Annotated in this window: 12 protein-coding genes and 1 riboswitch; of the genes, 7 read left to right on the forward strand and 5 right to left on the reverse strand. The window is 63.4% G+C overall.

Features of this window, described 5'->3' with window-relative positions; genetic code table 11:
- Positions 1 to 3 precede the first annotated feature (3 nt).
- The gene (locus ACWHYV_RS16670) at positions 4 to 741 is read right to left on the reverse strand and encodes a helix-hairpin-helix domain-containing protein (RefSeq protein WP_447977621.1); all 738 of its coding nucleotides are present in this window, start codon (positions 739 to 741) and stop codon (positions 4 to 6) included.
- Between the two features lie 197 nt (positions 742 to 938).
- On the opposite strand from ACWHYV_RS16670, the gene ACWHYV_RS16675 reads away from it, so the two are divergent.
- Together ACWHYV_RS16675 and ACWHYV_RS16680 are read left to right on the forward strand one after the other, a co-directional pair.
- Positions 939 to 1841, forward strand: a complete 903-nt coding sequence (locus ACWHYV_RS16675) for an undecaprenyl-diphosphate phosphatase (RefSeq protein ID WP_447977622.1) — start codon at positions 939 to 941, stop codon at positions 1839 to 1841.
- A gap of 128 nt (positions 1842 to 1969) precedes the next feature.
- Complete coding sequence (locus ACWHYV_RS16680) at positions 1970 to 2239, forward strand: DUF2024 family protein (protein WP_447977623.1); 270 nt, start codon at positions 1970 to 1972, stop codon at positions 2237 to 2239.
- A gap of 87 nt (positions 2240 to 2326) precedes the next feature.
- Here the strand turns inward: ACWHYV_RS16680 and lspA are convergent, their stop codons facing one another.
- The 3 genes from lspA to nadA all read right to left on the reverse strand — a co-directional run bounded on the left by lspA (position 2327) and on the right by nadA (position 6859).
- The gene (lspA, locus tag ACWHYV_RS16685) at positions 2327 to 2845 is read right to left on the reverse strand and encodes a signal peptidase II (RefSeq protein WP_447977624.1); all 519 of its coding nucleotides are present in this window, start codon (positions 2843 to 2845) and stop codon (positions 2327 to 2329) included.
- Positions 2842 to 5673 (reverse strand): isoleucine--tRNA ligase, encoded by a 2832-nt coding sequence (gene ileS, locus ACWHYV_RS16690; RefSeq protein ID WP_447977625.1) that lies wholly within the window; start codon positions 5671 to 5673, stop codon positions 2842 to 2844. Before ileS ends, lspA begins: the two co-directional genes overlap by 4 nt.
- A gap of 91 nt (positions 5674 to 5764) precedes the next feature.
- A complete protein-coding gene (nadA, locus tag ACWHYV_RS16695; RefSeq protein WP_447980739.1) occupies positions 5765 to 6859 on the reverse strand; it encodes a quinolinate synthase NadA in 1095 nt (364 codons plus the stop codon).
- Between the two features lie 218 nt (positions 6860 to 7077).
- Positions 7078 to 7176, forward strand: a riboswitch (TPP riboswitch).
- Positions 7177 to 7254: 78 nt separating this feature from the next.
- Between nadA and thiC the strand changes: the two genes are divergently transcribed.
- From thiC to ygfZ, 5 genes are all read left to right on the forward strand, one after another.
- Positions 7255 to 9180, forward strand: coding sequence for a phosphomethylpyrimidine synthase ThiC (thiC, locus tag ACWHYV_RS16700; RefSeq protein ID WP_447977626.1), 1926 nt, complete (start codon positions 7255 to 7257; stop codon positions 9178 to 9180).
- A 74-nt stretch (positions 9181 to 9254) separates the two neighbouring features.
- A complete protein-coding gene (locus tag ACWHYV_RS16705; RefSeq protein ID WP_447977627.1) occupies positions 9255 to 10055 on the forward strand; it encodes a sulfide-dependent adenosine diphosphate thiazole synthase in 801 nt (266 codons plus the stop codon).
- An 84-nt stretch (positions 10056 to 10139) separates the two neighbouring features.
- Complete coding sequence (locus ACWHYV_RS16710; RefSeq protein ID WP_447977628.1) at positions 10140 to 10655, forward strand: tetratricopeptide repeat protein; 516 nt, start codon at positions 10140 to 10142, stop codon at positions 10653 to 10655.
- Between the two features lie 27 nt (positions 10656 to 10682).
- The gene (locus ACWHYV_RS16715) at positions 10683 to 11090 is read left to right on the forward strand and encodes a response regulator (protein ID WP_447977629.1); all 408 of its coding nucleotides are present in this window, start codon (positions 10683 to 10685) and stop codon (positions 11088 to 11090) included.
- Positions 11091 to 11119: 29 nt separating this feature from the next.
- Positions 11120 to 12217 (forward strand): CAF17-like 4Fe-4S cluster assembly/insertion protein YgfZ, encoded by a 1098-nt coding sequence (gene ygfZ / locus ACWHYV_RS16720; protein ID WP_447977630.1) that lies wholly within the window; start codon positions 11120 to 11122, stop codon positions 12215 to 12217.
- A 25-nt stretch (positions 12218 to 12242) separates the two neighbouring features.
- On the opposite strand, the gene ACWHYV_RS16725 is transcribed toward ygfZ, so the two are convergent.
- Positions 12243 to 12716: a hypothetical protein gene (locus ACWHYV_RS16725; RefSeq protein WP_447977631.1), complete on the reverse strand. Its 474-nt coding sequence runs from the start codon at positions 12714 to 12716 to the stop codon at positions 12243 to 12245.
- Positions 12717 to 12738: the final 22 nt, after the last annotated feature.

Consider the following 12738-nt stretch of genomic DNA (forward strand, 5'->3'; position numbering starts at 1 on the left):
GGGCTACTGCGCCACCGTGATCCGGTCCTTCAAGAGGTCGAAGGTGGACTTCGGCATGACGTTCTTGGCCACCAATTCGCCTTTGACCTTGTACGGTCGGTTCGCGACCACCCGATCCGCCATGTCCTTGGTCAAGCCCAAAAACAGGACCATGTCGCTGGCCGACGCGGTGTTCACATTGACCGCGGAGAGGGCGGGAGAGGCGGGCGGCTGGGGCATGGACGCCGAGGGCCCCGCCGGAGCTGCGTCCGAGGCGGCCGGGGGCGGAGTTGAGGGGGCCTTCGGTGAGGACGGCGGCGTCGGTAAGGCGATCGCGCGCTCGCGCTCCTTCAGCTCCTTTTGATAGCGCGCGACGGTCGCCTTCAGCGTTTCGTTGTGCTTCTTGACGTCCTCGTACTCCTGCTTGAGGATCCGGTGTTGGGCGGTCAGATCCTTGACCTTTTGCTCCAGTTCCTTGGTCCGCGTATCGATGCTGGAGCGCTCCTTCTCCCGACTCTCCTTGATCCGCTGCAGCTCGGCGGCCACGAACTCCGTGTCCGCCGTGAGCTTGGCGTTGGCATCTTTGAGGCTCTTCACCTGTTGCTCGAGCGCGCTCTTCTGCGTTCGAATCTTCTCCAAGTCGGCGGCGGTGGCCTCTTTTTCCGCCACCGCCGCCAAATACTTGTCCTTGCCGACGCATCCGGTGGTCGCAAGAGCCGCAATCATCAGGCCGATCCCGCCGATCCCGAGCACCCGTTTCATCTCGTCCCTCCGCCTCTCCTGTTCACGATGATATCCGGTGTGGACACGACTCGAGCGAGGAATGACTGATGTGTAGTCCATGATCCCCCTTTTGTCAATAGCGTGGGACACAGCGCGCGACCGCGGTGGACTGGCGCGCGCATCTTGACTGGCCTACCGGAGTCTGTGATCATGCCGCCGCCTCATGGGGGAAGACGATGGCGGAACAGAGCGGAAGCTGGGGCCTTGAACTGGCGGCGATCCTCGGGCTCATCGAGGGTCTCACGGAGTTCCTCCCCGTCAGCTCGACCGGGCACCTCATCATCGCCGGCCACCTCCTCGGCTTCACCGGCGCCATTGCCGATACGTTCGAAGTCGCCATCCAGCTCGGTTCGATCCTCGCGATCGTCGTCTACGAACGCCGAAAGATCCTCGGCCTGCTGATCCAGGCTCGTAAGGAACAGGCGGCGCTGCGCGAGTTCGCACGGGGGCGACGGCCGGGACTCGGCGTGACCGAGCGGCTGGGCGCGGTGCTGGCGTATTCCATGCACGAGCATCGCAGCCTCTGGTTCTTGATCGGGCTGGGCCTCGCCTTTCTTCCGGCGGCCGCAGTCGGCTTTGTTGCGCACGACTGGATCGAACGGTACCTCTTTACCCCGGCCACGGTCGCCATAGCGCTGATCGCCGGCGGCTTGATCATCGTGTGGGTGGAACGCTCACGCCGACCCTTGCGGGTCACGGAGTTGGATCAGGTCGGCCTCAAGACCGCCTTCTTGATCGGGATCGCTCAATGCTGCGCGCTGTTTCCCGGAATTTCCCGGTCCGGGGCCACGATCGTGGGCGGTCTGATGGTCGGGCTGGATCGCCGGGTGGCTACGGAATACTCGTTCTTCCTGGCCCTGCCGACGATGATCGTCGCCACGCTCTACCAGATGCTGAAATCGGCCAGTCTGTTCACCCGCGAGGATCTGTTCGCCTTGGCGATCGGTTTACTCGTCTCCTTCGTCGTCGCCTGGGCGGTCATCGCCGCGTTCCTGGCCTTCGTCAAACGCCACACGTTGCGCGGCTTTGCCTACTACCGAATCGCCCTCGGCCTCATCGTGCTGCTGCTGTTTCAGTGAGGGAAACTCGAGCACATCAGGCGACAGAAGACCTGCGCCGTTCGTGCCGTCAGTCCGCTTGGTTGTTTCCGGCCGGCGGACAATGGCCCAACCGAGCCTCACGAGCGAGCCTGAGCTAAGGGGAAAGGATGAGCGACCTGGCTTCCGATACCGTCAAGGTGTTCGATACCTGGGTGACGGGGAAAAATGGGACCCTGCATTTCGACGTGATGACGACCGACGAGGAGACGGCGCTGCGGCTGGCCAAGGAGTATGTGAGGAACCTCGGCGAATCCGAAGGCTTGGTCACGACCAAGGCATGCCGGTTTTGCCACAGCGAGCCTCTGGTGTTCTTCTCAGCCGAGCAGCAACGGGAGCTCAAGGAGCGAGGGGGATTCATCGTGCGGATGCCGGTCTAGTCCGTACGGCCGCTCTGTTCGTTCCACCGACGGATTGTTCGTCACCGAGCCGACCAGCCGAGGCGACGGACGAAGGAATGATTCGAGCTACCGGTCTTGTTGTAACACGGGCTCGGCGTGGGGTTCTTTCTTGTCCAGCGCGAAGTGGAGAACGAGGAAGAAGACACCGACGCTGATCGCGGCGTCGGCGACGTTGAACGCCGGCCAGTGGTAGCCGTTGATGTAGAAGTCCAAGAAATCGATGACCTCGCCGAACCGGACGCGGTCCAAGAGGTTTCCGACCGCCCCCCCGAGGATCCCGGCAATACTCAGCTGGCCCACCCAGTCGTCCTCGCGGAGCCGAAAGAAGATCATGCCCAGCAGGCCCAACGCAAACAGCGAGGTCAGGCCGAAGAAGACCAGCCGAAACGCATGTCCGCTCGAGGCCAACAGCCCAAACGCGGCGCCCGGGTTCCGGATATAGGTCAGGCTGAAGAATTCCGGGATAATCGGGATGGACTCGTGCAAGCGCATGCTTTGCATGATCTGCACCTTGCTCAGCTGGTCGAGCACCACCGTCGAGATGCTGACCAGCGCAAGGATCAGATATCGACCACTCCCGTTCATCCCCCGATCGCCTCAATACATCGGTCGCACAGCGTCGGATGGTCCGGCCGGCGTCCGACCGATTCGCGGTAATTCCAACAGCGCTCGCACTTGCGGCCTTCCGCCGGCTTGACGTCCACCGTGACGTCCGGCCCGGCTCCTTGCCTCACCGTCACCTGGGACACGATGAACAGGCCGGGCAACTCGGCTTGATACGATTGTAACAAGGCCAGCTTCGCCCCGTCAGCCTGCAAGACCACCTGCGCTTCCAACGACGAACCGATCACCTTGTCGCGGCGTGTGCCTTCGAGCGCCGACTGCACGGTTTCACGAACCGCCAGCAACTGGTCCCATCGTTCGGTCAAGCCGCTGTCCACCCACCGGCCCTCGGCCTTCGGCATCGCCGTGAGATGGACGCTGTCGACCCCCGCGCGGGCGGATTCGGGCAGCAGGCGCCAGATCTCCTCGGCGGTGAAGCTCAGAATCGGCGCCATCACTTTCGTCAAGGCGAGGAGCACTTCGAGGAGCACGGTCTGCGAGCTGCGCCTGAGCGGCGAATCCTTGTGAAACGTGTAGAGACGGTCTTTGAGGATATCGAGATACACGGCGCTCATATCGACCGCGCAGAAGTTGTTGAGGGCGTGGAAGATCGTATGGAACTCGAAGTCTTCGTAGGCCTTCGTCACCCGAGGGATGACATCCGCCAACCGCGTCAACGCCCAGCGGTCGAGCTCCGGCAAGCGCTCGTAGGCGACGGTGTGCCTGCCGGGGTCGAAGTCGTAGAGGTTGCTCAGGAGGAACCGGCAGGTGTTTCGGATCTTCCGATAGGCCTCGATCAGGTGGTTCAAAATCTCGTGGGAGATGCGCAAGTCCTCGCGATAGTCCTGCGCCGCCACCCACAGCCGCAAGATTTCGGCCCCCGACTGCTTGATGACATCCTGCGGCGCGACGACGTTGCCCGCGGACTTCGACATCTTCTTGCCCTGCCCATCCACGACGAACCCGTGCGTGAGCACCGCCCGGTACGGGGCTCGGCCGTCGGTGGTCACGCCGGCCAGCAAGGCGCTGTGGAACCACCCGCGGTGTTGGTCGGAGCCTTCCAGATACAGCCCGGCCGGCCACCACCCGCGCGGTTTCAAGACCGCGGCGAAGCTCACGCCCGATTCGAACCACACGTCCAGGATGTCTCGCTCCTTCTCGAAGGCCGCGGCCCCGCATTGTCGGCAGACGGTCCCTGGGGGGAGCAGGTCTCCGGCGGACCGCTCGAACCAGACGTCGGCGCCGTGGACGGCGATGAGATCGGCGATGCGGCCGATGATGACCGGGTCCGCCAGCACCGCCCGACACACCGTACAGGTGAACCCAGGGATCGGCACCCCCCAGACCCGCTGCCGGGACAGACACCAATCGGGCCGATTGGCGATCATGCCGCCGATGCGATCCTTCCCCCAGGCAGGAATCCACCGCACCGCGTGCTCGATCTGGTCGAGCGATCGCCGGCGCAGGTCGTTCGTCTCCATCGAGACGAACCACTGCTCGGTCGCTCGGAAGATGACCGGGTTCTTACAACGCCAGCAGTGAGGATAGGCGTGCGAGATGGTGAGGGGATCCTTGTTGACCAGGACCCCCAGTTCTCTGAGCCGTGCGACGATCTTCGGGTTCGCCTTGAGCACGTGCTGCCCGGCGAATTCGGGCACCTGGTCGGTGAACCGGCCCTGGTCGTCCACCGGGGCCACCACGTCCAGCCGGCGGGCTTCGGGAAGCGAGGGATTGGCGGTCATGGCAAGGACATAGTCCTCTTGGCCATGCCCGGGCGCAATGTGCACACACCCGGTCCCTTGTTCCAGCGTGACGAAATCGCCGAGCAGAATCGGAGAGAGTCCATCGGACAGCGGCCGCTTGCACACGAACTTCTTGTCGCTCGGGGACAAGCGTGCGCCTTTCACCGTGCCCCCCTCGATCAGCGTATAGGCAAACCCACACGCTTTTGCTACGGACGCCAGCAACGATTCAGCGACGATATACAGCTCGTTGCCGACGCGCGCAAAGGCGTAATCATAGTCCGGATGGACGGCGACGGCCTGATTCGCGGGAAGGGTCCACGGCGTCGTCGTCCAAATGACGATCGAGACCCCCGTCACACCGGCATCGGGCTTAAGGGGAAGGCCCCAGCCGGCCAGTTCTTCGAGGCTGGCCTGGATGGGAAACTTCACGTAGATGGACGGCGAGGTATGATCGTCATACTCGACCTCGGCCTCCGCGAGCGCCGTCTGGTCGTAGGTGCACCACAGCACGGGCTTCAGGCCCTTGTAGACCCCGCCCGCCTCGACGAACTTGCCGAATTCCCGGACGATGGTGGCCTCGTAGGACGGATGCATCGTGAGATACGGATGCTCCCACTCGCCCAAGACGCCCAACCGCCTGAATTCATCGCGCTGAATCCCGACGTACTTTTCGGCATACTCGGCGCAGAGCTTGCGGATGGCGAGCGTGTCGAGCTGCGCCTTCCTGTCGCCCAGCTCCTTCATCACCTGATGCTCGATCGGGAGACCGTGGCAATCCCAGCCGGGCATGTAGGGCGCATGGTACCCCGCCATGGTCTTCGACTTGACGATGATGTCTTTGAGAATCTTATTGAGGGCGTGGCCGATGTGAATGCGGCCGTTGGCGTACGGCGGGCCGTCGTGCAGCACGTACAGCGGCCGGTGCTCTCGCCGTCCCATCTCTTGGATGCGTTCGTAGAGCCGCTGCGCGGCCCACCACGCCAGGAGCTCCGGCTCCCGCTGCGGCAGATTCGCCTTCATCGGAAAGTCGGTGCGCGGAAGGTTGAGCGTCGATTTGTAATCCATCTCGGGCTCTCCGCCGTCAGCGGCTCGGGGCAGGCACGCCGATCTCGCGCTGGCGCTGAGTGCTGACGGCTGGCCGCTGATCGCCGGGACCTTAGCTGATCGCCATCATCCGGTCCAACGCGATCTTCGCCCACGCCTTCTCGTCTTCGGGGACGACGATGTGATTGACCACGTGGCCTTCGGCCAGGTTTTCCATCGCCCAGCAGAGGTGGGGGGCGTCAATGCGGAACATGGTCGCACATTGGCACACGGTGGAGGAGAGGAAAAAGACCTTCTTGTCCGGTTGCTCGCGCTTGAGTCGATTGACAAGATTCAGCTCCGTCCCGACGGCCCAAACGGTCCCGGGCGCCGCCGCGCTCACGGTCTTGATGATGAACTCCGTCGACCCAACCAAGTCCGCCTTGTTGACCACATCTTCATGGCACTCCGGGTGGACGATCACCCTCCCCGCCGGATACTGCTTGCGGAAGTAATCCACGTGGGCCGGCTGGAACATTTGATGGACGCTGCAATGCCCCTTCCAGAGGATCAGCCGGGCCCGGCGAATCGCGTCCGCCGTCTGGCCGCCGTTTGGCATATAGGGGTCCCAGACGATCATCTGTTCGCGGGGCACCCCCATCCTGTTGGCGGTGTTCCGGCCGAGGTGTTCATCGGGAAAGAAGAGGATCTTCTCCCGGCGTGCCCAGCACCATTCCATGACGGCACGGGCGTTCGACGAGGTGCAGGTGATGCCGCCGCGTTCGCCGCAAAAGGCCTTGAGCACGGCGGCCGAATTCACGTACACGGCCGGCATGACGACTTCTTCGACCGGCAACAGGCGCCCCAAGGCTTCCCAGCAGTGTTCGACCTGCTCGATGGCCGCCATGTCGGCCATCGAGCAGCCGGCCGCGAGGTCCGGCAGGATCACGGTCTGGTTGGATCGGCTCAGGATATCGGCCGTTTCGGCCATGAAGTGGACGCCGCAAAAGACGATGAAGGGGCGCTCGGCATGCTGCGCGGCCAATTTGGCGAGCATCAGGGAATCGCCGCGGAAATCGGCATGCTCGATGACCTCGTCACGTTGGTAATTGTGGCCGAGCACCAGGACCCGCTTCCCCAAGGTGCGCTTGGCCGCAGTCGTCCGGGCAAACAACTCCCCGGCCGGAAGCGTTTGGTATTCGGCTAAGGGCAGTTGCGCCGGGACCAGGGCGTTCACGTCGGCTCCATTCTGAGGTCGTTTCGCTCGTCTCGTGTCTTGCCCATCCAACGGTATTCGGCCGCTGTGGGCAGCGAGAAAATGGGTTGTATTCTACGATAGGCATCGTGGGACAATCAATGAAGCTTCCGGCCCATTCCCCTTTTGCACTACGCTTGACAGGGGCGAAATCCCAATTGACAAGATAAAAAAACCGGGTGTACGATCCGCGCGATAGCTAGGGGAGCCTTTCGGCTGAGAGTCCGTACGGACAACCCTCAGAACCTGACCTGGGTAATGCCAGCGTAGGGAAGCGGACAGAGAGTAGAACGTCAACTTGAGCCGCACCCGAATCTGGTGCGGCTTTTTTGTTTGTAAGCCTGCGCGATTGCAGATCGGAGGATGTTATGAGTCATTCGACGGCCCTGAACGGCGGGAACGATGCGACGAAGGGAAACGGGCCCCGTCCGGACCAGACCAGGACGGTGACCGCCACTCCCTTCCCCGGTTCACGGAAGGTCTATGTCGAGGGGACCCGCCCGGGCGTTCGAGTGGCGATGCGGGAGATCTCGTTGACGCCCACCAAGCCGGCCAACGGAGGCGCCCCGATCGCCAATTCCTCGATCATTGTCTACGACACCTCGGGGCCGTACTCCGATCCCGACGCCGCCATCGATATCCGGGCGGGGCTTCCGCCGCTTCGCCTCGGCTGGATCGTCGACCGTCAGGATACGGAAGAGCTTCCAGGCGTGACGTCCGACTACGGTCGGCTCCGGGCATCCGATCCCAAGCTGGCCGACCTGCGCTTTGCGCACCTCCGCCGGCCGCGCCGGGCGAAGGCCGGGCGCAACGTCACCCAGATGCACTATGCCCGCAAGGGCCTCATCACGCCGGAGATGGAGTACATCGCGATCCGCGAGAACCAGCGCCGAGAGGCGTTGAGCGAGACTGGAGGGCGCAACGGGCATGGCGGCGGGGTGGAGCAGCATCCGGGGCAGGCCTGGGGAGCCGAGATCCCGGCGGTCATTACGCCGGAGTTCGTGCGCGATGAAGTCGCCCGTGGCCGGGCGATCATTCCCGCGAACATCAATCACCCGGAGAGCGAGCCGATGATCATCGGCCGCAATTTCCTGGTCAAGATCAACGCGAACATCGGCAACTCCGCCATCGCCTCGTCCATCGAAGAAGAAGTCGAGAAGATGATCTGGGCGATCCGGTGGGGGGCCGACACGGTGATGGATCTATCGACCGGCAAGAACATTCACGAGACCCGCGAATGGATCATCCGCAACGCCCCCGTGCCGATCGGCACCGTGCCGATCTACCAGGCCTTGGAGAAGGTGGGCGGCAGAGCCGAAGACCTGACGTGGGACATCTATCGGGACACGCTGATCGAACAGGCGGAGCAGGGCGTCGATTATTTCACCATCCATGCCGGCGTCCGGCTCCAGTACGTGCCGTTGACCGCGGGCCGCATGACCGGGATCGTCTCGCGGGGCGGATCGATCCATGCGAAGTGGTGCTTGGCCCACCATCAGGAGAATTTCGCCTACACCCATTTCGAGGAGATCTGCGAGATCATGAAGGCGTATGACGTGTCGTTCAGTCTCGGGGACGGTCTCCGACCGGGATCGATTGCGGACGCGAACGACGCCGCCCAATTCGCCGAGCTGGAGACCTTGGGCGAGTTGACCCGGATCGCCTGGAAGCACGACGTGCAGGTCATGATCGAGGGCCCCGGCCACGTGCCGATGCATCTCATCCAGGTCAACATGGAGAAACAGCTCCGGGCATGCGATGAGGCGCCGTTCTATACGCTGGGCCCGCTCACGACGGACATCGCCCCCGGCTACGATCACATGACCTCCGGCATCGGAGCTGCGATGATCGGGTGGTACGGCTGCGCCATGCTCTGCTATGTCACTCCGAAGGAGCATCTCGGCCTGCCGACCAAGGAGGACGTGAAAGCCGGCGTCATCGCCTACAAGATCGCCGCCCACGCCGCGGACTTGGCCAAGGGGCACCCGGGCGCCCAGGTGCGGGACAACGCCATGTCCAAGGCGCGGTTCGAGTTTCGTTGGGACGATCAATTCAACCTGTCCCTGGATCCCGACACCGCCCGGGCCTATCATGATGCGACGCTGCCGGACCACGCCGCGAAGCTGGCCCACTTCTGCTCGATGTGCGGCCCGCACTTCTGCTCCATGAAAATTACCCAGGACGTGCGGGAGTACGCGAGCAAGAAGCAGCTCGATGAGCAGCAGGCGCTCGAGATCGGCATGAAAGAAAAATCGGAGGAGTTCAAGAAGGCCGGAGCCGAGCTGTATCTCTAACGAGCGAGCGAAGAGGTACCGCCAAAGCCTGAGCCGACCCGCAGCCGCGGTGCCCCGAACGCCAAGGAGCCGTCATGGACAAGCCCAAGCCCGCCCCGTTGCGCGAACGCGACATCACCCGTCAGATCGCACGGGAGTACTACAAGGAATTCGATCAGCTCATCGAGAGTGACGTGATCGTCGTCGGGGCCGGACCGTCCGGGCTGATCTGCGCGCGCGACCTCGCCGCCATGGGGTTCCGGACGTTGGTGGTCGAGCAGGCGCTGGCGCTGGGCGGCGGGTTCTGGTCGGGCGGATACCTGATGAACAAGGCGACGATTTGTGCGCCCGCCCAGGCGATCCTGGAAGAGTTCGGGGTGCCGTGCAAGCAGGTCAAGGACTGCGAGGGCATGTACATCGTCGATCCTCCGCACGCGACGGGCGCGCTGATCGCCGAGGCGTACCGGGCCGGGGCCAAAATCTTGAACCTGACGCGGGTCGTCGATTTGATCCTACGCCGAGACGGCGTGCTCGAAGGCGTCGTCGTGAACAATACCACCGCGGAAATGGCCGGGCATGATATCATCCATGTCGATCCGATCGCATTGGAAAGCCGAGTCGTCGTCGACGCGACCGGGCACGATGCGGTCGTCGTCGACCTCCTGCACAAGCGTCGTCTGTACCAGCCGGTTCCCGGGAACGGCGCGATGTGGGTGTCGCGGTCGGAAGAAGATGTGATGGACCGGACCGGGGAAGTGTACCCCAACTGTTTCGTGGTCGGGCTCGCCGTCGCGGCGGTCTACGGCACGCCGCGCATGGGGCCTGCGTTCGGATCGATGCTGCTGTCGGGACGCTATGGGGCCGAATTGATCAAAAGGAAGCTGAAGAACGAATGAGCGTTCATTGATCAGCCTCCCGGCTCGCATGAGGAAGCGCCTCCGAGCGGACGGCCGGCTGCTGAGCGCCAACGGCGGGATGCCATGGATCTCCGTGATTTTCTGATTCAGGGCGAAGGCAGCGAAGAGGCCAAGAAGGAAGCGTGGCGTTATTTCCAGAAGGCGTACGAGCTGCAGATGAAAGGGGAGCTGGAGGAAGCCGTCTCCCTCTACAAACGGTCGATCGAGGCACACCCCACCGCCGAGGCGTACACGTTCCTGGGCTGGACGTACAGCTTCATGGGAAAACTGGACGAAGCGATCGAGGAGTGTCAGCACGCCATCGCAATCGACCCGGACTTCGGCAACCCCTACAACGACATCGGCGCCTATCTGATCGAGAAGGGCCAGTACGACGAGGCGATCCCTTGGTTCGAGAAGGCGATGCAAGCGCGGCGCTACGAGAGTCCGGCCTTTCCCCATTTGAACCTCGGTCGCGTCTACGAGCGGAAGGGACAGTGGTCGGACGCCATCGACTGCTACAAGCGCGCGCTCGCGTTGAATCCGAGCTACCCGCTCGCCAAGAAGGCCTTGGGCCGATTGATCGGCATGTTGAACTGAGCGTGCGATAGGGTGGAAAGGAGATCCATGGACCGAGGCTCGATCGTGGTGGCCGTGAGCGACGTCTTCTTCTACACGAAAATCCGGGACGCGTTCCGAGACGGGTACCAACTCGAGCGTGCGCGCACGCCCGGCGAGATCGTGCAGAAAGTCTCCACCCTCTCCCCGGCTGCGCTGATCGTGAACCTCAACGATGAGCGGCTCGAGCCGTTTCAAGCACTGACCGAGCTCCAGCAGACTCCCGGACGGCAACCGCTGCCCGTTTTGGCCTTCGCCAACCATGAAGAAGTGGACACCTGGCGACGGGCCAAGGAATTGGGTGTCGCCAAGGTGGTCTCACGCAATGAGTTCTCGGCCCGGACGCGCGGGCTGGTCGAGGAGATCCTCGGGCAGCCTTCGGTGGCCGGCGATCCGGGCGCGCGCCCTGATCGCTGAGCCCTGGCGCTGCTCACTCGCGTGACGGCATGAAATCTCTCCAGTTGCACGACGCACATGGGAAGCAGGGGGCGGTCTTTCACGAGGTCGCCGGCTGGAGCGTGCCCCGCCATTATGGCGATCCGCATGCCGAACACGCAGCCGTCCGCGACCGGGTTGGGATCGCGGACCTCTCGCACCGCGGTAAACTACGGGTGACCGGTGACGACCGGGTTACCTGGCTCCAAAACCTCATCAGCAACGATATTCGTCCGCTCAAGCCCGGCCAAGGCTTGTACTCGAGCTTCCTCAGTCATAAAGGCAAAATCCTGTCTTATTTTCGTGTCTACATGCTCGCTGATGCGGTCCTGCTCGAAGACGTGGGCGAGGTCGGAGACCGGACCTATCAGGCGCTGCGGAAGTTCTTGCTCTTCGGGACGAAGGCCAAGATGGAGAACGAGACCGAAAGCTGGGGGCTGCTGTTGGTGAGCGGACCCGGCGCCGCCGATCTGATCGAGCGGGCGTTTGCCGTGAATTGTGCACCCCTCCCCCTGCTTTCGTTCCTCACGGGTGAGTTCGATGGCCGGGAGGCGCTCTTTGTACGGACGGAGGAGACCGGTGAGGTGGACATTGAAATCCTCCTCCCCGCGGCCAGCCTGGCCTCGGCCTGGGAGCGGCTGTGGGCGCTCGGGGCGCCTGTGGGCTTACGGGCTTTCGGGACCGAAGCCCGGGAGGCGCTCCGGCTGGAAGCGGGGTTGCCGCGGCTCGGCGCGGAGCTGACCGAGGAGATCGTTCCGCCGGAGGCCAACCTCGAAGGTAAAGCCTTCAGCCTGTCCAAGGGCTGTTATCCGGGGCAGGAAGTCGTGGCGAGGATGGACACCTATGGCAGCGTCCGCCGACGGCTGGTCGCGCTCGTCCTGCACGACCCGGTCATTCCGGCCAAGGGGGCCAAGCTGTTCAGCGGCGAGCGGGAGGTCGGCTGGATCAGCAGCGCCGCCCACTCCCCGTCGTTCGGCTGCACGATCGCGCTTGGGTTCCCCTTGCGCGACTTCACGAGCCCGGGCACCGCCTTGGCGGTGGAGGTCGAAGGCCAGCGGGTCGACGCCACGGTGCGCCCGCTCCCGCTCTATCACCGAGACGGATCGTGAGCCATCCGCTGTTCCCCCTCGGTCGTCACGGCCGCTCGGGATGGCGGGCGACCGACACCGCCCGCTCGAAGTCCAGCAGGCTCTTCCGCTCCTCGTCGTCCAGGGCGAGCAGCAAGTGCGTCTCGTCGGCATGCATGAGCCGAAGGCTCAAGAACGGCTCCTCGCGACGCTTTTCACGGTTCTCCCACACCCCGTCGATCACCTGGATCTTATCCAGATCGCCCACCGACACGATATCGTAACGAAAGTACGAATCGCCGACGACCATGTCGTAGACGACCTTGCCGGCGGTCAGGACGAGGACGTTGAACCGACCCTGGTCCTCATACCCTTCGGGTAGATACCGGTTGATGTGGAGCTGAGCGATCTTTCGGTCGCCGATCGCCGCCCGAATCTTCTCCTTGAGCGCGGGATAGTCGACCTGCAGGGCCCGTTCATCGGGCGCCGTCGCCGACACGGCCGCGCTGCGCATCCGCTCGAACAAATCATCCGCTGTCATCAAACCTGCCATACATTCCTCT

Source organism: Candidatus Nitrospira bockiana, assembly GCF_965152565.1.

Coding starts and splice junctions, on each gene's coding strand:
- ACWHYV_RS16670 (WP_447977621.1), bottom strand. CDS start 741: ATGAAACGGGTGCTCGGGATCGGCGGGATCGGCCTGATGATTGCGGCT.
- ACWHYV_RS16675 (WP_447977622.1), top strand. CDS start 939: ATGGCGGAACAGAGCGGAAGCTGGGGCCTTGAACTGGCGGCGATCCTC.
- ACWHYV_RS16680 (WP_447977623.1), top strand. CDS start 1,970: ATGAGCGACCTGGCTTCCGATACCGTCAAGGTGTTCGATACCTGGGTG.
- lspA (WP_447977624.1), bottom strand. CDS start 2,845: ATGAACGGGAGTGGTCGATATCTGATCCTTGCGCTGGTCAGCATCTCG.
- ileS (WP_447977625.1), bottom strand. CDS start 5,673: ATGGATTACAAATCGACGCTCAACCTTCCGCGCACCGACTTTCCGATG.
- thiC (WP_447977626.1), top strand. CDS start 7,255: ATGAGTCATTCGACGGCCCTGAACGGCGGGAACGATGCGACGAAGGGA.
- ACWHYV_RS16705 (WP_447977627.1), top strand. CDS start 9,255: ATGGACAAGCCCAAGCCCGCCCCGTTGCGCGAACGCGACATCACCCGT.
- ACWHYV_RS16710 (WP_447977628.1), top strand. CDS start 10,140: ATGGATCTCCGTGATTTTCTGATTCAGGGCGAAGGCAGCGAAGAGGCC.
- ACWHYV_RS16715 (WP_447977629.1), top strand. CDS start 10,683: ATGGACCGAGGCTCGATCGTGGTGGCCGTGAGCGACGTCTTCTTCTAC.
- ygfZ (WP_447977630.1), top strand. CDS start 11,120: ATGAAATCTCTCCAGTTGCACGACGCACATGGGAAGCAGGGGGCGGTC.
- ACWHYV_RS16725 (WP_447977631.1), bottom strand. CDS start 12,716: ATGACAGCGGATGATTTGTTCGAGCGGATGCGCAGCGCGGCCGTGTCG.